Raw genomic sequence first — 23,756 nt, forward strand, 5'->3', positions numbered from 1 at the left:
TAAAAAATCCTCACTAGGCCGGTAAAAAAACCGGCGCAGTGAGGCTCCATGGATCAGATGTCCCAGATCAGGTTGATCGCAAAGTTGCGGCCTGGCTGGGTCAGGCGGTCGAGGTTGGCCGGAGCGGTCACGCCCGCTTCGCCCACGCCGTCGTAGCTGCGCACGTCATCCCAGTTCCAGTATTTCTTGTCGGTGAGGTTGTACAGGCCGCCATTGAGGGTCACGTCCTGGGTGACCTTGTAGAAGCCGGTCAAGTCGACAATGCCGAAACCCGGGGTCTTGAACGGGCCGTTGGCGCTGTTGCCGTCGGGGGCGAAGAAGGTGGTGCTGTCTACGCGGTCCTGTTTCTTGACCAGGGTCCAGCTGACCAGCGCGCCGTAGTTCTGCTGGTCGTAGCCCAGGCCGAACACGCCCTTGAGCGGGTTGACGCTGTTGAGCGGCTCGCCGCTGTCGTCATTGCGACCGTAGGCGTAGGCGATCGACCCTTGGGTGTAGAGGCCCTGTGGGGCACCGAAGGCATCGAGGTTCAGGCGGCCTTTGGCTTCTGCGCCCTTGATGGTGGCGCGCTTGATGTTGTTGGCCTCGAACTGCTGCGCGGTGCCGCCAGCGACCGAGGCGTCTTCGTCGATGAAGTTGCGGTACTTGTTGTAGAACACCGCCACGTCAAAGGAGCCTGCGTCGAAGTTGCCGCGAATCCCGGTTTCCAGGCCTTTGCTGGTTTCGGGCTTGAGGTTGGGGTTGGGTTCGACGGTGTAGCCCTGCTGCAGGTTTTCAAAGCGGCCATACAGCGCTTTGGCCGACGGGGTGCGGAAACCTTCGGCGTACTGGCCGAACCAGGTGTACTGCTCGGTCAGCGCGTAGGTCAGGCCGAATTTGGGCGTTACACGGTGCCAGTTCTTTTCGGCGTCGCTGTGGTCGTAGATGCGCTGCGGGTCGACGGTGTTGAGAAACGCCTGGGTCAGCTTGGGTTTGAGCTGGATGGCGTCGTAACGCACGCTGGGCAAAAACGTCCATTGGCCCCAGGCGATCTGGTCCTGGGCGAACAGCGAGTAGGTGTTGATGGTCGGGTCCGGGAAGTCGCTGGCTTTTTTCACGCTGTCGCTGGCCGACGGGCTTGGTGCGCCGATGGCGGTGCAACCTGCGCCCACGGCCAGGCAGGTCGCGGCGCCTTCACGCGAACCGGTGACTTTCTGTTGCTTGAGGGTGGTGCCGTAGGTCACGACGTGGTCGGTGTCGCCGACGCTGAAGGCTTTGTCCAACTGCGCGTCGAACACCCACTGCTTCTCTTCGTACAGGGTGTCGCGGGTACGCAATACCTTGCGCGAGGGTTGGTAGATTTCGGCGGTGGTCTGGTCGGTCTTGGCGATCTGGTAGTTGAGGCTGGTCTTGATGTGATCGGCAATCGGCGAGTCGAGGGCGAACCGGTTTTCGAGGCCGAAACGCTCGCGGGTGATGGTGTCGTTGCCGCGTCGATCACGATAGAAATTGAACCCCCGCCCGCCGGTGAACGGGCCGCCCACGGCGTTTTTCAGGTTGACGTCGCGGTCGTCCTTGTACTTCTCGTAGGTCAGGCCCAGGCGGTTGTCGTCACCGTAGTTCCAGCCCAGCTTGGCCAGTACGTTGGTGGTGCGCGCATCTTCCGGGTTGGCGCCGGTGCGGGCCAGGCCCGTGGCGTTGTTGCCGTCGTAGGATTCCATCTCGTGGCCGTTGCGCTGGCTCAGGTGCAGCAAGCCGTCAAAGTCTTGTACGCGACCGGCGACGGTGCCGGAGGTCAGCCAGCTTTCGTCGGCGGAGCTGTAGCCGGTCTTCAGGCGGGCGCCCACGTCCTGGCCGGGTTTGATGATGTCGTCGGGGTCGAGGGTGAAATAGCTCACCGCACCGCCGATGGCGCTGCTGCCGTACAGGGCCGAGGCCGGGCCGCGCAGGATTTCCACGCGCTTGACGATTTCCGGGTCGACGTAGTTGCGACGGGTCTTGGCGTAGGGGCCGTTGAAGAAGTTGTCGGGCACCTCCACACCGTCGACCTGGGTGAGGATGCGGTCGCCGTCGATGCCGCGGATGTTATAGCCCGCATTGCCCGCGCGGGTGCCTGCGCCGCTGACGGAAACGCCCGGCTCGTAGCGCACCAGCTCGCGGATGGTGTTGACGTTCTGGCGGTCCAGCGCTTCGCGCTCATGCACGCTGACGGTGCTTGGCACGCTGTCCACCGCCTGCTCCTGGCGGGTGGCGCTGATGGTCATTTGTTGCAGGGTGATGGCGCCACCGGCGGCGCGGCGCTCCAGCACGATGTTGTTATTGCTCAGCTTGCGATAGCCCAGGTTGGTCCCCACCAACAGGCGTTCCAGGGCTTTTTCTGGCGGCAACGAGCCGTTCACGCCCGGCGAGGACACACCCTGGCCCAACTCGGCGGGCAAGCCGACCTGCCAGCCGGTCACCGAAGTAAACGCATTGAGCGCCGACACCAACGGCTGCTGCTCGATGCTGAAGCTGTAATTGCCGTGGCTGCGTGCGGCGGGCTCGGCGGCGTGAACGGCCATCACCGGCGCGCCCGCCAGCAAGAGGGCGGCGGTCAGCAGGGACAAGCCGTGACGGCGAGCGGGTGAAGAGGGCCGGCGGTTGAAACGAGAGGACATCGAGAGCGCTCCGGAAGGGACGAATCTTATAGTTGCGACCTGATTCAAATAGGAATCAGTTGCATTGGCTATAACGAGACGTACCACCGAGGGCTATCGAGTAAAAATAATTCTCATTTAGTTCAAGATCACCAGCGCCGGGTATTCCGAGAGCTTGGCGGACGTGATGTGGGCCAGCGAGCGCACCACGTCCAGTGGCTGGTCGAGGCGGTAATTGCCGGTCACGGCGACATGGGCCAGTTTGTCATTGTTATTGACTATCCAGCCCGGGTAATACCGGCGCAGCTCGGCCAGCACTTCGCTCAGCGGGCAGTTTTCAAAGATTAGCCGACCCTGGACCCAGGCCAGGTCTTTGTTGACGTCGAGTTTGGCCGGTTGGCCAAAGCCTTTGGGGCCGATGCGGATGCTCTGGCCCGCGCTCAGGCGCACCCGGGCATCGTCGAAGGTGTTGCTCAGGTCCACGTCGCCACGCTGGACTTGCACCTGGGCTTCGCCGTTCAGGTAGCGCACAGCGAAGGCGGTGTCCCGCACGCTGGCGCGCACCGGGCCGGCATCGATTTCCAGCGGCAAGCCGCGGCTGGGCAGCACTTCAAAGAACGCTTCGCCCTGATACAGCCGGGCGATGCGCTGGTGGTCCTTGACCGTGCTGGAGAACGCCGAATTGGTGTTGAGCAGGACATTGGAGCCGTCGTCCAGTTGCAGGCGCTGGCGCTCGCCCACCACGGTCAGATGGTCGGCTTGCAGGCGCACCGGCAGGTTGGTGAAGCTGGCCAGGCCTAGCACCAGCATGGCGGCGGTGGCCAGGGGTTTCCAATGCGGTTTGAGGCGGCGCCACAGGCTGCGCTTGCGCGGCGCGGCCAGGGCGACGGCGGCGCTGTAGACCGGCGCGCCGCCCCAGGCGGTCTGGGCCTTGGTGAAGGCGTCGAGGTGCGCCGGATCGGCTGCCAGCCAGGCCTCGAACTCGGCCCGCTGCCCGGGTTGCGGGCACTGCAAGGCGATCAGCCAGTCGAGGGCTTGGTCCATGGCCACGTCTTGCAACACCCCGTGAGCCAGCTCATGGGGGCGCAGGTTATTCGGGTCCGTCACGGTGTTCCTCGGGTCTTCGCCACGTTTTATTCATGTTGTCCTACAGCCTGGATCGACAAATCTGCCGGGTGAAGCTTAAGGGCGATCCAGTCTTTCGGCCACACCTATGCAGATGGCCATAATCAGCTTCAGTTCCTTTTGTACGGTGCTCAAGGACACGTCGAGTTGGTCGGCGATCTCCTGGTAACTGCAGCCGTGCAGGCGGCTGAGAATGAAGATCTGCTGCTGACGGGCGCTCAACTGGCCCAGGCTGACGCTCAGGTGTTCCAGCAGTTGCTCGGCCTGGGTGATGTCCTCGGGGGTGCTGACAGGGGAGGCGACGCTTTGCAGCACGTCCATCGGGACGTCTTCCTGCAAGGTCCGCGCTTGAATCCGGCAGGCGCGCAGGTGGTCCAGCGCCAGGTTGCGGGCGGTCTGGTAGACGAAGGGTTCGAGGTGGTCGATCGGCCGCTCGCTCAGGGCCCGCGTAACGCGCAGGTAGGTTTCCTGCAACAGGTCCTCGGCGGTGCTGGGGTTATTCACCATGCGCTGCAAGGTGCGCAGCAACACGACCCGCTGAGTGAGGAAGACTTGGTTGAAGCGAGATTGGCTCACAGTGACACCCGACCGATAGGCAGTTAATGATAATGCTTATCATCAACACAAATGGCAAGTGGCTATTTCACTGCGCCTGTGGGCAACACCGGCAGGAGCGGGCGAACCCGCTCCCACAAGGGGTATCACTCGGCGTTGCACAGCGCCAGGCAGTTATCCAGCATGCGGTTGGAGAAGCCCCACTCGTTGTCGTACCAGGCCAGCACTTTGAGCAGCTTGCCGCTGGACTTGGTGTGGTTGGCGTCGAAGATCGACGACAGCGGGTTGTGGTTGAAGTCGCTGGAAACCAGCGGCAGCGTGTTGTAGCCCAGGATCTTGGAATGCTGGCTGGCTGCTTTCAACAGGGCGTTGACCTCATCGGCCGAGGCTTCGCGCTTGAGTTGCACGGTCAGGTCCACCAGCGACACGTTGATCACCGGCACACGCACGGCCATGCCGGTCAGCTTGCCCGCCAGGTCTGGCAGCACCAGGCCCACGGCTTCGGCGGCGCCGGTCTTGCTCGGGATCATGTTCTGGGTGGCCGAACGGGCGCGGTACGGGTCGGTGTGGTAAACGTCGGTCAGGTTCTGGTCGTTGGTGTAAGCGTGAATGGTGGTCATCAGGCCACTCTCGATGCCCAGCTCGCGGTGCAGCACCTGGGCCACCGGCGCCAGGCAGTTGGTGGTGCAAGAGGCGTTGGAGATGATCTGGTGCGACTGACGCAAAATGTCATGGTTCACCCCGTACACCACAGTGGCGTCGGCGCCCTTGGCCGGGGCCGAGATGATCACTTTGCGTGCGCCAGCGCTAATATGCGCAGCCGCCTTGTCGCGGTCGGTGAACAGGCCGGTGCACTCAAAGACCACGTCGATCTTGTGAGCCGCCCACGGCAGCTCGGCCGGGTTGCGGATGGCACTCACGGCGATCCGGTCACCGTTGACGGTCAGGCTTTCCTGATCGTGGGCGACCTCTGCCTCGAAAGTGCCGTGTACGGTGTCGTATTTGAGCAGGTGGGCGTTGATCGCACTGTCACCCAGATCGTTGATGGCGACGATCTGCAAATCCTGACGGTAACCTTGGGTATACAGTGCGCGCAGGACATTACGGCCAATACGGCCAAAACCATTGATTGCGATACGAAGAGTCATTGGAAAGTGCCTGTCGTCGATTTGTTGTAAGAATTACAAGATTATTCGCATAAAAATAGAAAACAAGCCTTTTTAGTGGCAATATTTTGTTCAACCAACAACGAGTGACCTGAATCCACTGGTCCAATTGATCAAGAAACACCCTGCCAACCCATGTGTAGCGGGCTTTTGATCAGCATAGACGCACAGGTCGCCACATCCGTTAGCCTGGAGTTCTTCACATGCATCCCCGCGTTCTTGAGGTCACCGAACGTCTTGTCGCCCGCAGTCGTGCCACCCGTGAGGCCTACCTTGCGCTCATTCGCGGCGCCGCGAGCGACGGTCCGATGCGTGGCAAGCTGCAATGCGCCAACTTTGCCCACGGCGTGGCCGGTTGCGGCGCCGAAGACAAGCAAAGCCTGCGGATGATGAATGCCGCCAACGTGGCAATTGTTTCGTCATATAACGACATGCTGTCAGCGCACCAGCCCTACGAGCATTACCCGGACCAAATCAAACAAGCCCTGCGCGAAGTCGGCTCGGTCGGCCAGTTCGCGGGTGGCACCCCGGCCATGTGCGACGGTGTGACCCAGGGCGAGCCCGGCATGGAGCTGAGCCTGCTCAGCCGTGAAGTCATTGCCATGTCCACGGCGGTAGCGCTGTCCCACAACATGTTCGATGCCGCGCTGATGTTGGGCATCTGCGACAAGATCGTGCCGGGCCTGATGATGGGCGCGCTGCGCTACGGCCACCTGCCGATGATCTTCGTACCGGGCGGCCCGATGCCGTCGGGCATCTCCAACAAGCAAAAGGCCGACGTGCGCCAGCGCTACGCCGAAGGCAAGGCCACCCGCGAAGAGCTGCTGGAATCGGAGATGGGCTCGTACCACAGCCCGGGCACCTGCACCTTCTACGGCACCGCCAACACCAACCAATTGCTGATGGAAGTGATGGGCCTGCACCTGCCCGGCGCGTCGTTCGTCAACCCGTACACCCCGCTGCGTGACGCCCTGACCCGTGAAGCGGCGCACCAGGTCACCCGCCTGACCAAGCAAAATGGCGCGTTCATGCCCATTGGCGAGATCGTCGACGAGAAAGTCATCGTCAACTCCATCGTCGCCCTCAACGCCACGGGGGGCTCCACCAACCACACCCTGCACATGCCGGCCATCGCCATGGCCGCGGGCATCATCCTCACCTGGCAAGACATGGCTGACCTCTCCGAGGTGGTGCCGACCCTGTCCCACGTGTACCCAAACGGCAAGGCCGACATCAACCACTTCCAGGCGTCGGGCGGCATGTCGTTCCTGATCCGCGAGCTGCTCGAAGCCGGCTTGCTGCACGAAGACGTCAACACCGTGGCCGGTCGCGGCCTGAGCCGCTACACCCAGGAACCGTTCCTGGTGGACGGCCAACTGGTATGGCGCGACGGCCCGATCGAAAGCCTCGACGAAAGCATCCTGCGCCCCGTGGCCCGGGCGTTCTCGCCCGAAGGCGGGTTGCGCGTGATGGAAGGCAACCTGGGCCGTGGCGTGATGAAAGTCTCGGCCGTGGCCCTCGAGCACCAGACCGTCGAAGCCCCGGCGGTGGTGTTCCAGGACCAGCAAGACCTGGCCGACGCGTTCAAGGCCGGTCAACTGGAAAAAGATTTTGTGGCGGTGATGCGTTTCCAGGGCCCGCGCTCCAACGGCATGCCCGAATTGCACAAGATGACCCCCTTCCTCGGCGTGCTCCAAGACCGCGGTTTCAAGGTTGCCCTCGTAACAGACGGGCGAATGTCCGGCGCCTCGGGTAAGATCCCCGCCGCGATCCATGTCAGCCCCGAAGCTCAAAGCGGCGGGCCACTGGCGCGCGTGCGTGATGGCGATATCATTCGCGTGGATGGCGTAACCGGCACCCTGGAACTTAAAGTGGACGCCGAAGAATTTGCAGCGCGCACGCCTGCCACGGGCCTATTGGGCAATAACGTGGGGGCGGGCCGTGAACTGTTTGCGTTTATGCGTTTGGCAGCAAGCTCCGCAGAGCAGGGCGCCAGCGCCTTTACCTCTGCCTTGGAGACACTGAAGTGAAGCTTGCGCTGGTGGGTGATATCGGCGGGACCAACGCCCGTTTTGCGTTGTGGCGGGACCAGGCGCTGCATTCGATCCGTGTGCACGCCACGGCGGACCATGCCAGCCCCGAGGAGGCCATCAAGGTCTATCTCAAGGAAGAAGGCCTGGCCATCGGCAGCCTCGGCGCGGTGTGCCTCTCGGTGGCCGGGCCGGTGAGCGGGGATGAATTTAAATTCACCAACAACCATTGGCGCTTGAGCAAAAAAGCCTTTTGCGACACTTTGCAGGTGGATGAGCTGCTGTTGGTCAATGACTTCACGGCCATGGCCCTGGGCATGACCCGCTTGCAGCCCGACGAGTTCCGCGTGGTCTGCGAAGGCACCGCCGAACCGTTGCGCCCGGCAGTCGTGATCGGCCCGGGCACCGGCTTGGGCGTGGGCACCTTGCTGGACTTGGGCGCCGGCCGTTGGGCGGCGTTGCCGGGGGAGGGCGGCCATGTCGACCTGCCGGTCAGCAGCCCGCGTGAAGCCCAATTGTGGCAGCACATCTACACTGAGATCGGGCACGTCAGCGCCGAGACGGCCTTGAGCGGCGGCGGCTTGCCCCGCTTGTACCGGGCGATCTGCGCGGTCGACGGGCATGAAGCCGTACTGCAAACCCCCGAAGCCATTACGGCGGCCGGTCTTGCGGGCGACCCGATTGCCCTGGAAGTGCTCGACCAGTTCAGTATCTGGCTGGGCCGGGTGGCCGGTAACAATGTGCTCACCACCGGCGGTCGAGGCGGGGTGTACATCGTGGGCGGTGTGATTCCGCGCTTTGCGGATTTTTTCATCAACAGCGGTTTTACCAAGAGCTTCAGTGACAAAGGCTGCATGAGCGACTACTTCAAAGGCATACCGGTGTGGCTGGTGACCGCACCCTATTCCGGGTTGACCGGGGCCGGAGTGGCATTGGAACAAGCGTTCGGGTAGGGATGATGGCCCTCTGTGGGAGCGGGCTTGCCCGCGATGGGGCCCTAAGAAAAGCAACCTATTCAGCCAGGCCCGCCGATAACAATAAGGAGGCCCCGTGAGCGTAAACAGTAAATCCATTCTCCTGGTCGATGACGACGAGGAAATCCGTGAATTGCTGCAAACCTACCTCAGCCGCGCCGGGTTTCTGGTGCGCGGGGTGCCCAATGGCGCGGGGTTTCGTCGGGCGATGAACGAGGCGCCCTGTGATCTGGTGATCCTCGATGTGATGCTGCCCGACGAAGACGGCTTCAGCCTCTGCCGCTGGATCCGCCAGCACCCGCGCCAGGCGCAGGTGCCAATCATCATGCTCACCGCCAGCTCTGACGAGGCCGACCGTGTGATCGGCCTGGAGCTGGGCGCCGACGACTACATCGGCAAACCCTTCAGCCCGCGTGAGTTGCAGGCCCGCATCAAGGCCCTGTTGCGCCGTTGCCAGTTTGGCCAGGAACGCAGCGGCGGCGACGTGTTGGTGTTTGGCGACTGGCGCCTGGACATGGTCAGCCACCGCCTGTTTCACATCGACGGCGAAGAAGTGATCCTCTCGGGCGCCGACTTTGCCCTGCTCAAATTGTTTCTTGACCACCCTCAACAGATTCTCGACCGCGACACCATTGGCAACGCCACCCGTGGCCGCGACCTGATGCCGCTGGACCGGATCGTCGACATGGCCGTGAGCCGCCTGCGCCAACGCCTGCGCGACACCGAAAAACCGCCGCGCCTGATTCGTACCGTGCGCGGCAGCGGCTATCAACTGGCAGCCAGCGTGGTTGCCGGCAATGCCCACTGAAAACCTGAGCGAACTGCGCCGCAAAGTGCCGGTGCCGCGCTCCTTGCTGGGGCGCATGTTGCTGCTGACCTTGCTCGCGGTGCTGTTTGCCCAGGCGCTGTCCAGCGTGATCTGGGTGTCGCAGCTGCGGGCTACGCAACTGGAAGGCCTGGTCACCGCCGCCCGGAGCCTGGCGCATTCGATGACTGCCAGCGTCAGTTATTTCCGCTCCCTGCCCGTGGCCTTTCGCCCGCTGGTGCTCGACCAGTTGCGCAGCATGGGCGGCACGCGTTTTGTGGTGACCCTCAACGACCGCCCGCTGGACATGTCCGTGTTGCCGGAAACCCCGCGCAAGCACGCGGTGCTGGGTGCGGTGGAAGAAGTGCTGCGCCAGACCCTGGGCGGCGACGTGCATATCTCGGTGGAGTTCGTGAGCGCCGAAGACCTGCGCATCTTCAACGCGGGCCTGAAACTTGATGAGTTGCCCCGTTCCTGGGCGCATTACGCGCTGAGCCTGGAGCCGGTCAACCCGCCGGTGCTGGTGACGCAGATCCAACTGGCGCAGGGCGAGTGGCTGTACATCGCCTCGCTGCTGCCCGAACCCTACACCAGCCTTGAAGAACAAGGCCTGCCGTCCCAGCAAGTGTGGTTTATCGTACTGACCAGCGGCTTTTTGCTGCTGTTCATCGGGTTGCTGGTGCACTGGCAGAGCCGCCCGCTCAAACGCCTGGCCCGGGCGGCGCGGGATATGTCATTGGGCGCCGACGTGGAGCCGGTGGCCGAGGGCGGCGGCAGCGAAGTGGTGGAAGTGGGCCGTGCCTTCAACGCGATGCGCGAACGCATCAGCCGCTACCTTACCGAGCGCAGCCAGTTGTTCAGCGCCATTTCCCACGACTTGCGCACCCCCATCACTCGCCTGCGCCTGCGGGTGGAGCTGCTGGAAGACGAAAACCTGCAAACCAAATTCGGTCGCGACCTGGATGAGCTGGAGCTGTTGGTCAAAGGCGCGCTGCAATGCGTGAAAGACACCGACATTCACGAAAACATCGAACAGGTCGACCTCAACCACGTACTCGATTGCCTGGTGGAGCCCTACCTGGCGCCCAACGGCAATGGCCGGGTCACGCTGGGCGGGCGCGCACTGGCCCACTACCCGGGCAAGCCGCTGGCGCTCAAGCGCTGCATCGGCAACCTGATCGACAACGCGTTGAAGTACGGGCAGAACGCCCATTTGCACCTTGAAGACAACAGCGCGGAGTTTGTCCTGCACGTCGACGACGAAGGCCCCGGCGTACCGGAGCAGCGCCTGGAACAAGTCTTCGAGCCGCACTTTCGCCTGGCCGGGCACCAACAGGGTTACGGCCTGGGCCTGGGGATTGCGCGCAACATCGCCCACAGCCATGGCGGTGAAGTGAGTTTGCAGAACCTGCGCGAAGGCGGCCTGCGCGTGACCTTGCAACTGCCGCGTACCCTCGACTAGATGCTCTGGCGCAGCCGCGCCAGGTCCCGCAGCGGCGGTGCCCCAAACAATCGGCTGTATTCGCGGCTGAACTGCGACGGGCTTTCATACCCTACCCGGTAGCCGGCCGCCGATGCTTCCAGGCCTTCGGCGATCATCAGGCGCCGCGCTTCCTGCAAGCGCAGCTGCTTCTGATATTGCAGGGGGCTCATGGCCGTGATCGCCTTGAAGCGGTGGTGCAGGGTGGAAACGCTCAGGTTCACTTCCTTGGCTAAATCATCAATGCGCAGCGGCTGTTCATAGTTGCCGTTCAGCCAGGTGATGGCCTGGCTGACACGATGGCTCTGACTGTTGGCCACGGCAATTTCATACAAGCGATAACCCTGTGGCCCACGCAGCAAGCGATAGAGAATTTCGCGGTTGATCAACGGCGCGAGCATCGCGATGTCTTTGGGCGTGTCCAGCAGGCGCGCCAGGCGCAGCACCGCGTCGAGCAGTTGACGATCGATACAGTCCACGTACATGCCGCGTGATGTCGGCCGTGCGGGCACGCCCATGGGGCCGGCTTCGGCGATCAGGGCGGTGAGCTGCGCCGGGTCGATGTTTACCCGCACCGACAGGTTGGGGTTTTCCGGCGTGGCGTCGAGAATACGCCCGGCCACCGGCATGGCCACCGAGAACACCAGGTAATTGAGCGGGTCGTAGGCAAACACTTCGTCGGCCAGGCGCACTTCCTTGCTGCCATGGGCCAGGATGCACAGCGCAGGCTCCACCAGCACCGGCATGAAATCGCGCGGTGTGTTGTGGCGGTTAAGAAACAGCGAGGTGATCGCCGTGCCGTAGGAGCCGTCTTCCCAGGTATGGCGCCGTACGATACCCGCCAGTTCGGCGCGTTGTTTTTCCATATCGGCGTCGAGCGGGGTTGCGTGTGGATCGGGCGACGACATGGGGGCCTCCGGGTGTCTTGACGATGGGCACAGCTTAGATCGGGTTTCAAACGGGGGGTATTTCGATTCTGCTCAATCCTTGCCTGATCCTGCGATAAATCACGAATCAGGCAATTACCCGGGCTGTCACCTGCCTGAAACAAAGGTGTTGGCGTTGAAGTAAACCGCGCGGCGGGTTTTTTGTTTATGTGCTTCTCGCAGGATTGTGCAATAAGCCGACAGGAATTGACTAACCGCCCTTGCGGCGACGCCCGTATCGTTGATCCTGTGGCAACACGCCCTCACAGTGCTTGCCGAGCATCACTTCTCAACGGGAGAGTCGAACATGTCCACCCCCATTCCCGCGAGCCATATGGCCTTTATCCGTGCCCGTTCCGGGTGCAGCACCGAACTGGGTGCACGCTTGAGCAGTTTGATCGAACCGGGCCGCCAGGCTCAGGGTTGCCTGCAATTTTCGTTGCAGCATTCCCAGTCCGACCCGGATGTGTGGCTGATTTCCGGTTTTTGGAGCAGTGAGCAGGCAATGAGCGCCTACTTCAGCTCCCCGGCGCTGAACATTTTTGGCGAGCTGCTGAACGACGGAGTCTTGCGCAGCATGGACTTCCAGACCTTCACCGACGCCTCTGCCGTGAATGCGTATGGCGAGTACCTGCAACTGGCGGGTTAGAATGTCGGCCTTTTTTCAAGGCCAGGACCCGCCACATGGCACGTAAAGAGTTTGCCCAGCACGAAGCCGTCTCCGCCCTGGTGCGTGCAGAAGAAGGTGGCTACCACGCCGCCATTGCCGTCAAGACACTGGATGGCATGAGCCCGCCGCGCTTTCACAAGATCCTCGATGGTCAGCTGTTCACCACCGCTTCAGACGCCGACGACGCCGCTGCCCAGCAGTTGGAGCGCTTGATCGACGTGGATGAAGAGGGGCAACCGGTGTGGGCCACCACGGCGAGTTGATGGCCCCGGCGCCCGGCTGCGCGTTCAGCGTGGCCGGTGCATCTTGAACAGCGCTTGCGGGCTCACCTGGAAGTAGTCGGCCGGGCCGCCGCCACGCAAGATCGGCTCGGCGGCGGCGGTGTCGTACACGCCGTCCTTGAGCAGCCACTTGGCGATATGCACGGCCACTACCTCGCCCAGCACCAGCCAGCTGGGCACCAGGCCTTTGTCGGCACGCTGCAACTGGATGATCTGCGTGACTTTGCACTCGAATGACACCGGGCTCTCGCCCACGCGAGGCACGGCGACCACCCGGGACGCCACCGGCGTAAGGCCTGCGAGCTCGAATTCGTTGGTTTGCGGCGGGACAGCCGCGCAGCTCTGGTTCATCTGCTCGGCCAGCGGGCGCGTGGCCAGGTTCCACACAAACTCGCCGGTTTGCTCGATGTTGTTCAGGCTGTCTTTGCGTCCGACACTGGAGAACCCAATGATCGGCGGAATGTAGTTGAACGCGTTGAAGAAGCTGTACGGCGCAAGGTTCAGTCGGCTTTCGCTGTCGTGCGAAGAAATCCAGCCGATGGGACGCGGGCCGACGATGGCGTTGAACGGGTCATGGGGCAGACCGTGGCCATTGGCGGGTTCGTAAAAGTGAATATCGTCGGACATGGGCACCGCTCGGCTTTTCAGGGAGCGTGCATAGTGCACACAATTTTGCGATCCGCGAAGGGCCAACAGGGGAGCGGACACGCCGCTCCCCAGGTTTTTCAGTCGGTGGTGATGCGCGAGTGCGTGCGGGTGTCCTTCATGGTGGCGTACACCGCCAGCGAGATGGCGATACACGCCGTCACATACCAGTAGTAGCCGGTTTCCATGCCGATGCTCTTGAACCACAGCGCGATGTATTCAGCCGTGCCGCCAAAGATCGACACGGTCAGCGCATACGGCAGGCCCACGCCCAGTGCGCGGATCTCGGTGGGGAACAGTTCGGCCTTCACCACGGCGTTGATCGAGGTATAACCGCTGACGATGATCAGCGCCGCCATGATCAGGAAAAACGCGCCCCACCAGGTTTGAATGGTGTGCAGGGTGCTGAGGATCGGCACGGTGAACAGCGTACCGAGGATGCCGAACGCGATCAGGATCGGTCGACGGCCGACCTTGTCCGACAGCCCGCCGACAATCGGTTGCAGGCACATGAACAGGAACAGCGTCGCCGCCGAAATGGTGGTGGAGTCGGAAATGCTCATGCCCACCGTGTTCACCAGGTACTTCTGCATGTAGGTGGTGTAGGTGTAGAACGCCAGGGTGCCGCCCATGGTCAGGCCGACCACGGTCATCAGCTCCTTGGGATGGCGCAGCAAGGTGCGCATCGCGCTTTCCTTGGCTTTTTCCTTTTTGGTGAACGACTCGGTTTCTTCCATGCCGCGACGCAGGTACAGCGCGACCACCGCGCACAGGGCGCCGATGGCAAACGGGATGCGCCAGCCCCAGTCGTACAGTTGCTCGGTGCTGAGGAACTGCTGCAGCACGATCAGCACCGCCAGGGCGATGAGTTGGCCGGAGATCAGGGTTACGTACTGGAAACTCGAGAAGAAACCGCGACGTTCCTTGGTCGCCATTTCACTGAGGTAGGTGGCCGAGGTGCCGTATTCGCCGCCCACCGACAACCCTTGCAGCAAGCGGGCGAAGACCAGCAGGATCGGGGCGCCGACGCCGATGGTTTCATAACCCGGGCTCAGGGCGATGATCAGCGAGCCGAAGCACATCAGCAGCACCGAGGCCATCAGCGCGGCTTTACGGCCGACGCGGTCAGCGTACAGGCCCATCAGCCAGCCGCCGATCGGGCGCATCAGAAAGCCCACGGCAAAGATCGCGGCGGTGTTGAGCAGTTGGGCGGTGGTGTCGCCCTTCGGGAAAAAGGTCTTGGCGAAGTACAGCGAGAAAGCAGCGTAGACGTACCAGTCGTACCACTCGACCATGTTGCCGACCGAACCGCTGAAAATCGATTTGATCCGGCTGGAAGTGGTGCGTTCTTTCGCCGACGCACTGGCCGACCCCAAAGGCAGGGTGTTGGAGTTATCCATTGAAGGAACCTTCATGTCATTGTTTTTGTGGAGCGTGCGCAAGCGCCGCCTGGCTGGGGCTATAGCAGGAGCTGTGCCAGGAGGCGCGGGGCCCGTTCTAGAAGGGGCTACGGATTTTTTTGAGCGGAAAGCTGCCGACCGTTTGCAGGCAATGAGCGAAAAACCGCCTATGGGGGCCGTGAGCGCCTAGAGAAACATTTCCCGGCTCAGGCCATGGCGCTGCATTTTTTCGTTGAAGGTACGGCGCGGCAGTTGCAACTCTGCCAGTACGGCCTTGATATCGCCCTTGTGGCGGGTGAGCGCGGCTTTGAGGCAGTGCGCTTCAAACGCCTCCTGCTGCGCCGCCAAAGATTGCCCGGCTTCAATGCCTTCGGGGTCCGGTTCGCCCAGGCCCAGTACCTGGCGTTCGGCGACATTGGCCAGCTCGCGGACATTGCCCGGCCAGTCATGGCTGAGCAATTGGCCCAGTTGCGGCCCGCTCAGCGGCGCGAAACTGCGCCCCAGGCGTTCGCCCGCTTGGTGGGCGAAGTGTTCGAACAACAGGGGGATGTCTTCACGCCGTTCACGCAGCGGCGGCAGGCGCAATTGGGCGACGTTCAAGCGGTAGGCCAGGTCCTCGCGAAAACGCCCGGCGCGGGCTTCGTCCAACAGGTCGGGCTTGGTCGCGGCGACGATGCGCAAGTCCACCTTGATGCTCTGGTTGGACCCCAGCCGCTCCAGCTTCTGCTCCTGCAACACGCGCAACAATTTCACCTGTTGGGCCAGGGGCATGCTTTCGATTTCGTCGAGAAACAACGTGCCGCCATTGGCGTACTCCAGCTTGCCGATGCGCTTGCCCTGGGCGCCGGTAAACGCGCCGCTCTCGTGGCCAAACAGCTCGGCTTCAAACAGCTGCTCTGGAATCGCCGCGCAGTTGAGCGCCACAAAGGGTTTTTTGGCCCGTGGCCCAAAGTCATGCAGGCAGCGCGCAACCAGTTCTTTGCCGCTGCCGGTTTCACCGCGAATGAGCACGTTGACCGGCAAGGTGGCCAGGTCGAGCACTTGGCGGCGCAGGTTCTGCAGGCCCCGGGACACCCCCAGCAGCGTCGAATCGAGCTTGTCCCGGTGGTCGGCCTGTTGATGCAAGCGGCGGTTTTCCAGGACCAGGCCGCGCTTGTCCAGCGCGCGGCGCAGGCTGGTCAGCAGGGCGTCGGGGCTGAAGGGTTTTTCCAGGAAGTCGTAGGCCCCGTCGCGCATGGCCTCTACCGCCATGGGCACGTCGCCGTGGCCGGTGAGCAAAATCACCGGCTGGTCGGGGTCGCGGCGCTGCACTTCGGCCAGCAACGCAAGGCCGCTCAAGCCGGGCATGCGCACATCGCTGAGAATCACCCCGGGAAAATCACGCGGCAGCTGCGCCAGGCACTCTTCGGCGCGGCTGAACAGCTGCACGTCAAAGCCCGACAGGCTCAGCCATTGCTCCACGGTCGTGCGGATGCTGGCTTCGTCATCGACCACAATCACCGCGTTCAACATAGGTCGGGCGCCTCCAGGGCGATGGGCAGGGTCAGGGTAAACAGCGCGCCATCCCCGCGATTACCGGCGCTCAAACGGCCGCCGTGCTCGTGGACGATCGCGTACGACACCGCCAGCCCCAGGCCGAGCCCGTCGCCCACAGGCTTGGTGGTGAAGAACGGGTCGAACACGCTGTTGAGGTGCTCGTCGGCAATCCCGCCGCCGCTGTCGCTGACGGTCAGGTGCCACAGTTGCTGGTCGGCGCGCAGGCGGATTTCCAGGCGTTTGCGGGGTTTGTCGGCCATGGCGTCCAGGGCATTGCGCAGCAGGTTGATCAACACCTGTTCCAGGCGGATCGCATCACCGCGCACCCAGGCCGGGCGGGTCAGGTCGAGCACGGTGCCGATGGCTTCGTCGCGCAGGCGGGCGTCGAGCAAGTGCAGGGACTGGTCGACCACGCCCGCCAGGTCCAGGCGTTCGCGCAGGCCGCTGGGGCTTTTGCGGGCGAAGGTCTTGAGGTGGCCGGTGAGGGCGGCCATGCGCGTGAGCATGTCGTCCAGCGGGGTCAGGGCTTTGTAGGCATCGTCGATGCGGCCATGGTCGAGCAACAGGCGCAGGGTGGCCAGTTGCATGCGCTGGGCGGTCAGCGGCTGGTTGATTTCATGGGCCAGCGCTGCCGACATCTGCCCCAGCGCCGCAAGCTTGGCCGATTGCACCAGCCCGTCCTGAGCGGTGCGCAGCGCTTGTGTGCGTTCCTCCACCAGGCGCTCGAGTTCTTCGCGGCTGCGCTGGCGCAAGCGGGCCAGGCGCCAGCGTTGGGTCAAAAACAACACCAGAAACACCAACGCCAGCCAGGAACCGGCGGCGGCGAGGGCGGCGTTGCGTTGGTCTTCAAAGGCGACCTGGGGTTTGCGCAGCAGGTGTAGGGTCCAGCCTTCGGCTTTGAGCGGCAACGACTCCCAGATGTAGTGGGCCGGGCCGCCTGGGCCGTCGACGCGCATCAGGTGGCTGTCCTGGTCAAAACGTTGCAACACCTGGGTGTCCAGAGGCAGCAGTTGTTTTTTGTCGTATTGGCGGGTGGCCTTGATGTCGGCGTGGTCGCTGTCCGACAACGGGTGCAAGGCGCGGTAACGCCAGCCCGGTTGATTGGCGATAAACACCACGCCGCGCGCATCGCTCACCAGCAGCAAGTCATTGCCCTGGGCCCATTCGCGTTCCAGCTCCGGGAACTCCAGCTTGACCACCATGGCGCCGAGAAATTGCTCGTGTTCATCCAGCACCGCGCTGGAGAGGAAATAACCGGGAATGCCGGTGGTCACCCCCACGGCATAAAAGCGCCCGGTGCCGTGGCTGAGGGTCTGGCTGAAATACGGCCGAAATGCGTAATTGTGCCCCACGTAGCTGCTGGGCAGGTTCCAGTTGCTGGCGGCCACGGCGAGGCCCGTGCGGTCCATCAGCTCCAGGGTGGACGATTGCGCTGCGCCGTTGATGCGTTCCAGTTTGCGGTTGAGCAAGTCCTGGGTGGCCGCGTCCAACGGGCCTTTGAGGGCGCGGATCATTTCCGAGTCCAGGGCCAGCACGGCGGGCAGGGCACGGTAACGTTCGATCAGGGTGTGCAGCGAATTGGCGTACAGCGCCAGTTGCTGATTCGCACGGGAGGCGTCATCCACCAAGGCCTGACGCTCGGCATGGCGCATGGCCAATACGGCGGCCAGCACCGCACCGGCGATGATCAGCAACGAGTAGAAGGTGAGGCGCAAGGGGCGCGGGATCGCGATCATTCGGGGGATGAACAGTGCAATGGGGGGCGTGCACCATAGCATGAGGCATAAAAAAGGCGACCCGGCCATGCAGCCGGGTCGCCTTTATGTGGGCGGGAAAAGGCTTATTGCACCTCTACCGCCAGGCTTTCACTGATCTTTTTCTGCCAGATGGCGGGACCGGTGATGTGGACGGACTCGCCCTTGCTGTCTACCGCAACGGTGACCGGCATGTCCTTGACGTCGAACTCGTAGATCGCTTCCATCCCCAGTTCGGCAAACGCCAGCACTTTGGACTTCTTGATCGCCTGGGCCACCAGGTAGGCGGCGCCGCCGACGGCCATCAGGTACACGGCTTTGTTGTCCTTGATCGCGTCGATTGCGGTCGGGCCGCGCTCGGACTTGCCGATCATGCCCAACAAGCCGGTTTGCTCGAGGATCTGACGGGTGAACTTGTCCATGCGCGTGGCAGTGGTCGGACCGGCCGGGCCCACGACTTCGTCACCTACCGGGTCAACCGGGCCAACGTAGTAGATGAAGCGACCCTTGAGGTCTACCGGCAGGGTTTCGCCCTTGTTCAGCATCTCGACCATGCGCTTGTGCGCCGCATCGCGACCGGTGAGCATCTTGCCGTTGAGCAACACGGTTTCGCCCGGCTTCCAGCTCTGCACGTCTTCAGGCGTGAGGGTGTCGAGGTTGACGCGACGGGCCGACGGGCCGGCTTCCCAGACGATTTCCGGGTAGGCGTCCAGCGGCGGCGCTTCCAGCGAGGCGGGGCCCGAGCCGTCGAGCACGAAGTGCGCGTGGCGGGTGGCGGCGCAGTTGGGGATCATGCACACCGGCAGCGAGGCAGCGTGGGTCGGGTAGTCCATGATCTTCACGTCGAGCACGGTGGTCAGGCCACCCAGGCCCTGGGCGCCGATGCCCAGTTGGTTGACCTTCTCGAACAGCTCCAGGCGCATCTCTTCGATACGGTTCTGTGGGCCGCGGGCTTTGAGCTCGTGGATGTCGATGGACTCCATCAACACTTCCTTGGCCATCACCGCCGCTTTTTCGGCGGTGCCGCCGATGCCGATGCCCAGCATGCCCGGTGGGCACCAGCCGGCGCCCATGGTCGGAACGGTCTTGAGCACCCAGTCGACGATCGAGTCGGACGGGTTGAGCATGGCCATTTTCGACTTGTTCTCGGAACCACCGCCCTTGGCGGCCACGTCCACTTCCACGGTGTTGCCCGGGACGATGGAGTAGTGGATCACGGCGGGGGTGTTGTCCTTGGTGTTTTTACGCGCGCCTGCCGGGTCGGCGAGGATCGATGCACGCAGGACGTTTTCCGGCAGGTTGTAGGCGCGACGCACGCCTTCGTTGATCATGTCGTCCAGGCTCAGGGTGGCGCCATCCCAGCGCACGTCCATACCGACACGCACGAAGACGGTGACGATGCCGGTGTCCTGGCAGATCGGGCGGTGGCCGGTGGCGCACATGCGCGAGTTGATCAGGATCTGGGCCATGGAGTCACGGGCCGCTGGCGATTCTTCGCGCAGGTAGGCTTCGTGCATCGCCTGAATGAAATCGACGGGGTGGTAGTAGGAAATGAACTGCAGGGCGTCGGCAACGCTCTGAATCAGGTCGTCTTGCTTGATCACGGTCATGAGTCGCGCTCCTCTATAAGACGGGAACATTCAATAAAGGTGGCTTCAGTGGGGTGCATCGGTCGGCTGAGGCCACCTTTCCAAGGCACGCCGGGTAATGCTGGCGCGACGCTAAAAAGGCGCGGCAGTATAACCCGGTGCGGTGGCCGATACACCCGGCTATGGTCAAACTCTGCCGGGCGTGATTCCCTGTAGTGGCCTTTTTGACCCGAGATCTTTCATGCCTGAACTGCACGTGGGCGACCGCCAGTGGTCGGTAGCGGCCGGCAGCAACCTGCTTGATGCCCTGAACCAGGCCGGTGTGGCCATTCCTTACAGTTGCCGCGCGGGCAGTTGCCACGCCTGCCTGGTGCGGTGCCGCGGCGAGGTGTTCGACAAGCAGCCCGACGCCTTGAGCCCGGCGCAACGCCAGGCGGGCTGGCGCCTGGCTTGCCAGTGCCAGGTGTCGGGCGACCTGCAGGTGCAGGCCTTTGACCCGCTCAATGACGGTGTGGCGGCGCAGGTGCTGCGGGCCGACTGGCTCAAAGCGTCGGTGTTGCGCTTGCGCGTGCAGCCCGAGCGCGGCTTGCGCTACCAGGCCGGGCAACACCTGGTGTTGTGGGCGGCAGGCGTGGCGCGTCCTTACTCGTTGGCCAGCGTGCCGCAGGTCGATCCGTTTCTGGAGTTTCACCTCGATTGCCGTCTGCCCGGCCAATTCAGCGACGCGGCCCGGCAGTTGAAGGCGGGCGATAGCCTGCGCCTGGGTGAGCTGCGTGGCGGCGCTTTGCACTACGACCCGGGCTGGCAGACGCGCCCGCTCTTGCTGATCGGCACCGGCACCGGCATGGCGCCGCTGTGGGGGGTGTTGCGCGAAGCCTTGCGCCAGGAACATCAGGGGCCAATCCGGGTGGTTCACTTGGCCCACGACGCCTGCAGTCATTACCTGGCCGAGCCCTTGGCGGCGCTGGCCGCCAGCCACGCGAACCTGAGTGTGACGCTGTGGACGCAGGCGCAGTTGGCCGACGCTTTGGCACAACTGCGGCTTGTTTCGCGGCAAACCCTGGCCTTACTCTGCGGGCACCCTGACAGTGTCGAGGCGTTTGCCAAACGCCTGTTCCTGGCCGGGCTGCCGCGCAATCAACTGCTGGCCGATGTGTTCCTGCCGCGGGGTTGAGCGCTGATTTTTCCTGCCGCGAGAGTTGCCATGACCGATGCTATCCACCTGCTGCGCGAGCGCGGGCTGCTGATCTTGCAGCTCAACCGTCCAGACAAGAAAAACGCCCTGACCCGCGCCATGTACAGCCAACTTGCCGAAGCGCTGGAATGGGCGGACGCTGATGCGAGCATCACTGCCGTGCTGATCCAGGGCAGCGGTGAATGTTTTACCGCTGGCAACGACATTGTGGATTTCCTTGAAGAACCGCCAACGGGGCCGGACAGCCCGGTGTTTGCGTTCATGCGAAGCCTGCTCAATTGCCGCAAGCCGGTCATTGCGGCGGTGGCCGGTGTGGCGGTGGGCATTGGTACGACGTTGTTGCTGCACTGTGATCTGGTCTACGTCAGCCGCGATGCGCGGTTGCGCATGCCGTTCGTCAACCTGGGTTTGTGCCCCGAGTTTGGGTCCAGCTTGATCCTGCCGCGTTTATTGGGGCACGCAAAGGCGGCCGAGTTGTTGCTGCTGGGCGAGGGTTTTACCGGTGAACAGGCCGCGGCGTGGGGCATTGCCACCGAAGCGTTGGGCAGTGGGGAGGCGGCGTTGGCCAAGGCGCGGGAGGTGGCCGGGCGATTTGAAAACCTGGCACCGGGGGCGGTGCAGGTGAGCAAGCACCTGATGAAAAGTGTGGATCGGGAACAGTTGCGCCAAGTGATCGAGGACGAGGCGGCCTTGTTTATCCAGCGGTTGAAGTCGCCGGAGGCGATTGCGGCGTTGTCCGGGTTTGTTTCCAAACGGTGATCAGGCCTGGTGTGGGAGCAGGCTTGCCCGCGATGGGGCCGCCACGATAGCCCACCCTGAAATGCAAAAGTCCCGCCATTCACAGGGCGGGGCTTTGGTCTTTCAGCAACCGGTCACTCAGACCATTGGGTCGCCAACGTGCAGGATCTTCATGCCGTTGGTGCCGCCGATGGTGTGGTAGCTGTCGCCTTTGGTCAGGATGACCCAGTCGCCTTGCTCCACCACGCCACGCTTGAGCAGTTCGTCGACTGCAGCCTGACTGACTTGCTCAGGCGGCAGCGACGCCGGGTCGAACGGCACGGTGTAGACGCCACGGAACATGGCCGCACGGGCCTGGGTTTCGCGGTGCGGGGAGAACGCATAGATCGGCACCGAGGAGCGGATACGCGACATGATCAACGGCGTGTAGCCACTTTCGGTCAGGGAGATGATCGCTTTCACGCCCGGGAAGTGGTTGGCGGTGTACATGGCGGCCAATGCAATGCTCTGGTCGCAGCTTTCGAAGACCTTGCCGATGCGGTGGCTGGATGTCTTGCTGGTCGGGTGCTTTTCAGCGCCGACGCAGATGCGCGCCATCGCTTGCACGGCTTCCAGTGGGTACTGGCCAGCGGCGCTTTCAGCAGACAGCATGACGGCGTCGGTGTAGTCCAGTACGGCGTTGGACACGTCGGACACTTCGGCACGGGTCGGCATCGGGCTCTGGATCATCGACTCCATCATCTGGGTCGCCACGATCACCGCTTTGTTGTGGCGGCGTGCGTGCAGGATGATTTTCTTCTGGATGCCCACCAGCTCGGCATCACCGATTTCCACGCCCAGGTCACCACGGGCAACCATCACGGCGTCAGAGGCCTTGATCAGTGCGTCGAGGGTTTCATCGTCGGCCACGGCTTCAGCACGTTCAATCTTCGCCACCAGCCAGGCGGTGCCGCCGGACTCGTCACGCAGTTTGCGGGCGTATTCCATGTCGGCAGCGTCGCGCGGGAAGGACACGGCGAGGTAGTCCACTTCCATTTCGGCGGCGAGCTTGATGTCGGCCTTGTCTTTTTCCGTCAGCGCGGGTGCCGTCAGGCCGCCGCCGCGGCGGTTGATACCTTTGTGGTCCGACAGCGGGCCGCCAATGGTGACCACGCAGTTGAGCTCGGTGGTGGTGGCGGTTTCAACGCGCATGACCACGCGGCCGTCGTCCAGCAGCAGCTCGTCGCCGACGCCGCAGTCTTTGACCAGGTCCGGGTAGTCGATACCCACGACTTGCTGGTTGCCATCGGTCAGCGGGTGGCTGGTGGAGAAGGTGAACTTGTCACCGATCTTCAGCTCGATCCGCTTGTTGGCAAACTTGGCGATACGAATTTTCGGGCCTTGCAGGTCACCCAGCAGCGCGACGAAGCGGCCATGTTTGGCGGCCAGGTCACGTACCAGCTTGGCGCGAGCCTTGTGCTCGTCCGGGGTGCCGTGGGAGAAGTTCAGACGGGCAACGTCCAGGCCAGCCAGAATCAGCTGTTCAAGGACTTCCGGCGAGTTACTGGCCGGGCCGAGGGTGGCGACGATTTTGGTACGACGTACGGACATGCACGGACTCCTGAGTTCAAGCGCTGGGGAAGGCTACTACGCTCTTGGGCTGTAGTCATTGTTCGTTTGCACTACTTATTATTGATTCGCTTGTTTTCACTTCACCCGATCAGATGAACAGACTTGAAGATTTTCGACGAAGGGTCGATACACTGCACAAGACAGGAGAACCCCCATGCGAATCGTGATCATTGCTGCCCTGGCCGTCAGTGTTGTCGGCTGCACCCGCTGGTCGATGGACCATCATTTGAACAACGCCTATCGCGCCTACGACGTGGGTGATTGCCAGCGCGTTACCCTGGAGTTGTCCCAGGTCGACCGCGAGAGCCGTTCGCGGCGCTACGTGCAGCCGGAAGTGTCGATGCTGCGCGGGCAATGCCTGGAGCGCCAGAAGCTGTTTGTGGATGCGGTGCAGACTTATCAGTTCATCATCAGCCAGTACCCGGCCAGCGAATACGCGTTCCGGGCCCGGGCCCGCCTCGATACCCTGCAACAACTGGGACACTATCCGGGTGCAAGTGTCGCTCAATCGCGCCCGGCGTCCTTGTGATGATATTTGTCATTCCATAGCTGGCCCGCTGCCAGTCTTGGGCTATCCTTCGAAAACTGGTTTGTACAAGTTTTATGCGAGCCAGTGCAGGACCCGGGTCTGGCCGCTGTAAAGTGACGATGCCGTTGCCGTTGT

General features: G+C 62.9%; 20 protein-coding genes. 9 read left to right on the forward strand and 11 right to left on the reverse strand.

From position 1 onward, the window contains the following. Window positions 1-53: 53 nt before the first annotated feature. From ACW9H9_RS10665 to gap, 4 genes are all read right to left on the reverse strand, one after another. Window positions 54-2,633 (reverse strand): TonB-dependent receptor, encoded by a 2,580-nt coding sequence (locus ACW9H9_RS10665; RefSeq protein ID WP_457343168.1) that lies wholly within the window; start codon window positions 2,631-2,633, stop codon window positions 54-56. A 117-nt stretch (window positions 2,634-2,750) separates the two neighbouring features. Then, window positions 2,751-3,719: a FecR family protein gene (locus ACW9H9_RS10670; protein ID WP_457343167.1), complete on the reverse strand. Its 969-nt coding sequence runs from the start codon at window positions 3,717-3,719 to the stop codon at window positions 2,751-2,753. 75 nt (window positions 3,720-3,794) lie between these two features. Continuing rightward, entirely contained in the window at window positions 3,795-4,313 is a 519-nt protein-coding gene (locus tag ACW9H9_RS10675; protein WP_457343166.1) for an RNA polymerase sigma factor, read from the reverse strand. Window positions 4,314-4,438: 125 nt separating this feature from the next. Next, window positions 4,439-5,440: a type I glyceraldehyde-3-phosphate dehydrogenase gene (gene gap / locus ACW9H9_RS10680; RefSeq protein WP_457343165.1), complete on the reverse strand. Its 1,002-nt coding sequence runs from the start codon at window positions 5,438-5,440 to the stop codon at window positions 4,439-4,441. Between the two features lie 221 nt (window positions 5,441-5,661). Here gap and edd point away from each other — a divergent pair, with 221 nt between their 5' ends. From edd to ACW9H9_RS10700, 4 genes are all read left to right on the forward strand, one after another. Beyond that, a complete protein-coding gene (gene edd, locus ACW9H9_RS10685; protein ID WP_457343164.1) occupies window positions 5,662-7,488 on the forward strand; it encodes a phosphogluconate dehydratase in 1,827 nt (608 codons plus the stop codon). After that, complete coding sequence (locus tag ACW9H9_RS10690; RefSeq protein WP_457343163.1) at window positions 7,485-8,441, forward strand: glucokinase; 957 nt, start codon at window positions 7,485-7,487, stop codon at window positions 8,439-8,441. Before edd ends, ACW9H9_RS10690 begins: the two co-directional genes overlap by 4 nt. Window positions 8,442-8,538: 97 nt before the next feature. Then, window positions 8,539-9,270, forward strand: coding sequence for a response regulator (locus tag ACW9H9_RS10695; RefSeq protein ID WP_457343162.1), 732 nt, complete (start codon window positions 8,539-8,541; stop codon window positions 9,268-9,270). Further along, window positions 9,260-10,729 carry an ATP-binding protein gene (locus tag ACW9H9_RS10700; protein WP_457343161.1) on the forward strand — a complete coding sequence of 490 codons (1,470 nt, stop codon included), beginning with the start codon at window positions 9,260-9,262 and terminating at the stop codon, window positions 10,727-10,729. Before ACW9H9_RS10695 ends, ACW9H9_RS10700 begins: the two co-directional genes overlap by 11 nt. Here the strand turns inward: ACW9H9_RS10700 and ACW9H9_RS10705 are convergent. Continuing rightward, window positions 10,726-11,655, reverse strand: a complete 930-nt coding sequence (locus tag ACW9H9_RS10705) for an AraC family transcriptional regulator (RefSeq protein WP_457343160.1) — start codon at window positions 11,653-11,655, stop codon at window positions 10,726-10,728. The two genes, ACW9H9_RS10700 and ACW9H9_RS10705, sit on opposite strands and share 4 nt — an antisense overlap. A gap of 325 nt (window positions 11,656-11,980) precedes the next feature. On the opposite strand from ACW9H9_RS10705, the gene ACW9H9_RS10710 reads away from it, so the two are divergent. Together ACW9H9_RS10710 and ACW9H9_RS10715 are read left to right on the forward strand one after the other, a co-directional pair. Next, the gene (locus tag ACW9H9_RS10710) at window positions 11,981-12,322 is read left to right on the forward strand and encodes an antibiotic biosynthesis monooxygenase family protein (protein ID WP_457343159.1); all 342 of its coding nucleotides are present in this window, start codon (window positions 11,981-11,983) and stop codon (window positions 12,320-12,322) included. A gap of 35 nt (window positions 12,323-12,357) precedes the next feature. Continuing rightward, window positions 12,358-12,606, forward strand: coding sequence for a hypothetical protein (locus ACW9H9_RS10715; RefSeq protein WP_457343158.1), 249 nt, complete (start codon window positions 12,358-12,360; stop codon window positions 12,604-12,606). A 24-nt stretch (window positions 12,607-12,630) separates the two neighbouring features. Here the strand turns inward: ACW9H9_RS10715 and ACW9H9_RS10720 are convergent, their stop codons facing one another. The 5 genes from ACW9H9_RS10720 to ACW9H9_RS10740 all read right to left on the reverse strand — a co-directional run bounded on the left by ACW9H9_RS10720 (window position 12,631) and on the right by ACW9H9_RS10740 (window position 19,569). After that, entirely contained in the window at window positions 12,631-13,251 is a 621-nt protein-coding gene (locus ACW9H9_RS10720; protein ID WP_457343157.1) for a flavin reductase family protein, read from the reverse strand. Window positions 13,252-13,349: 98 nt separating this feature from the next. Further along, complete coding sequence (locus ACW9H9_RS10725; RefSeq protein ID WP_457343156.1) at window positions 13,350-14,669, reverse strand: MFS transporter; 1,320 nt, start codon at window positions 14,667-14,669, stop codon at window positions 13,350-13,352. A gap of 186 nt (window positions 14,670-14,855) precedes the next feature. Continuing rightward, the gene (locus ACW9H9_RS10730) at window positions 14,856-16,181 is read right to left on the reverse strand and encodes a sigma-54-dependent transcriptional regulator (protein WP_457343155.1); all 1,326 of its coding nucleotides are present in this window, start codon (window positions 16,179-16,181) and stop codon (window positions 14,856-14,858) included. Next, window positions 16,175-17,941 (reverse strand): sensor histidine kinase, encoded by a 1,767-nt coding sequence (locus tag ACW9H9_RS10735; protein WP_457343154.1) that lies wholly within the window; start codon window positions 17,939-17,941, stop codon window positions 16,175-16,177. Before ACW9H9_RS10735 ends, ACW9H9_RS10730 begins: the two co-directional genes overlap by 7 nt. 104 nt (window positions 17,942-18,045) lie before the next feature. Next, window positions 18,046-19,569 (reverse strand): fumarate hydratase, encoded by a 1,524-nt coding sequence (locus ACW9H9_RS10740; protein ID WP_457343153.1) that lies wholly within the window; start codon window positions 19,567-19,569, stop codon window positions 18,046-18,048. Window positions 19,570-19,789: 220 nt separating this feature from the next. Here ACW9H9_RS10740 and ACW9H9_RS10745 point away from each other — a divergent pair, with 220 nt between their 5' ends. Both ACW9H9_RS10745 and ACW9H9_RS10750 read left to right on the forward strand, forming a co-directional pair. Further along, window positions 19,790-20,722, forward strand: a complete 933-nt coding sequence (locus ACW9H9_RS10745; RefSeq protein WP_457343152.1) for an iron-sulfur-binding ferredoxin reductase — start codon at window positions 19,790-19,792, stop codon at window positions 20,720-20,722. A 30-nt stretch (window positions 20,723-20,752) separates the two neighbouring features. Continuing rightward, window positions 20,753-21,502 carry an enoyl-CoA hydratase-related protein gene (locus ACW9H9_RS10750; protein WP_457343151.1) on the forward strand — a complete coding sequence of 250 codons (750 nt, stop codon included), beginning with the start codon at window positions 20,753-20,755 and terminating at the stop codon, window positions 21,500-21,502. Window positions 21,503-21,619: 117 nt separating this feature from the next. On the opposite strand, the gene pyk is transcribed toward ACW9H9_RS10750, so the two are convergent. Continuing rightward, the gene (pyk, locus tag ACW9H9_RS10755) at window positions 21,620-23,071 is read right to left on the reverse strand and encodes a pyruvate kinase (protein ID WP_457343150.1); all 1,452 of its coding nucleotides are present in this window, start codon (window positions 23,069-23,071) and stop codon (window positions 21,620-21,622) included. A gap of 175 nt (window positions 23,072-23,246) precedes the next feature. Between pyk and ACW9H9_RS10760 the strand changes: the two genes are divergently transcribed. Then, window positions 23,247-23,621, forward strand: a complete 375-nt coding sequence (locus ACW9H9_RS10760) for a tetratricopeptide repeat protein (protein ID WP_457343149.1) — start codon at window positions 23,247-23,249, stop codon at window positions 23,619-23,621. The last annotated feature ends 135 nt before the right edge of the window (window positions 23,622-23,756 follow it).

Source organism: Pseudomonas sp. SDO5215_S409 (genome assembly GCF_054071325.1).

Bases quoted from the DNA above. Each gene is read 5' to 3' on its own strand.
- pyk (WP_457343150.1), bottom strand. From the start codon at position 23,071: ATGTCCGTACGTCGTACCAAAATCGTCGCCACCCTCGGCCCGGCCAGT.
- gap (WP_457343165.1), bottom strand. From the start codon at position 5,440: ATGACTCTTCGTATCGCAATCAATGGTTTTGGCCGTATTGGCCGTAAT.
- ACW9H9_RS10705 (WP_457343160.1), bottom strand. From the start codon at position 11,655: ATGTCGTCGCCCGATCCACACGCAACCCCGCTCGACGCCGATATGGAA.
- edd (WP_457343164.1), top strand. From the start codon at position 5,662: ATGCATCCCCGCGTTCTTGAGGTCACCGAACGTCTTGTCGCCCGCAGT.
- ACW9H9_RS10735 (WP_457343154.1), bottom strand. From the start codon at position 17,941: ATGATCGCGATCCCGCGCCCCTTGCGCCTCACCTTCTACTCGTTGCTG.
- ACW9H9_RS10710 (WP_457343159.1), top strand. From the start codon at position 11,981: ATGTCCACCCCCATTCCCGCGAGCCATATGGCCTTTATCCGTGCCCGT.
- ACW9H9_RS10720 (WP_457343157.1), bottom strand. From the start codon at position 13,251: ATGTCCGACGATATTCACTTTTACGAACCCGCCAATGGCCACGGTCTG.
- ACW9H9_RS10715 (WP_457343158.1), top strand. From the start codon at position 12,358: ATGGCACGTAAAGAGTTTGCCCAGCACGAAGCCGTCTCCGCCCTGGTG.
- ACW9H9_RS10700 (WP_457343161.1), top strand. From the start codon at position 9,260: ATGCCCACTGAAAACCTGAGCGAACTGCGCCGCAAAGTGCCGGTGCCG.
- ACW9H9_RS10750 (WP_457343151.1), top strand. From the start codon at position 20,753: ATGACCGATGCTATCCACCTGCTGCGCGAGCGCGGGCTGCTGATCTTG.
- ACW9H9_RS10730 (WP_457343155.1), bottom strand. From the start codon at position 16,181: ATGTTGAACGCGGTGATTGTGGTCGATGACGAAGCCAGCATCCGCACG.
- ACW9H9_RS10725 (WP_457343156.1), bottom strand. From the start codon at position 14,669: ATGGATAACTCCAACACCCTGCCTTTGGGGTCGGCCAGTGCGTCGGCG.
- ACW9H9_RS10760 (WP_457343149.1), top strand. From the start codon at position 23,247: ATGCGAATCGTGATCATTGCTGCCCTGGCCGTCAGTGTTGTCGGCTGC.
- ACW9H9_RS10745 (WP_457343152.1), top strand. From the start codon at position 19,790: ATGCCTGAACTGCACGTGGGCGACCGCCAGTGGTCGGTAGCGGCCGGC.
- ACW9H9_RS10665 (WP_457343168.1), bottom strand. From the start codon at position 2,633: ATGTCCTCTCGTTTCAACCGCCGGCCCTCTTCACCCGCTCGCCGTCAC.
- ACW9H9_RS10740 (WP_457343153.1), bottom strand. From the start codon at position 19,569: ATGACCGTGATCAAGCAAGACGACCTGATTCAGAGCGTTGCCGACGCC.